This is a genomic window from Frigoribacterium sp. AC759 (assembly GCF_979256015.1).
The window spans coordinates 1-231 of record NZ_CEEDMT010000220.1; the positions used below are offsets into that span (position 1 = coordinate 1).

A 231-nucleotide genomic window follows, 5' to 3' on the forward strand; every position below is an offset into this window, starting at 1 on the left:
CCTGTAGATGGTCTGTTTCCTGAACCTGTTGTTGTAGTTAAGTTTACAATCCTAATCCATACATTGTTTGCATTATTATCCAGGGCGCTGCCAAAATCAACCCTAATCTGGTTGTTTGTAAATTGAGTATTTCCGGTAATTAGTGTTCCTGTAGTTGTTGGTGCAGTGAATGTAGTTGGCGTAGCCCCTATGCCATAATCAACACGCCATGTGGCTACCCTAGGTGAAGAT

Annotated in this window: 1 protein-coding gene; it reads right to left on the bottom strand. The window is 42.0% G+C overall.

Annotated features, from left to right (window positions below; all coding sequences use genetic code 11):
* Positions 1–231 (bottom strand): hypothetical protein (locus tag ACZ6JE_RS15735; RefSeq protein WP_464319559.1); only part of this gene is annotated, 231 nt, incomplete at both ends.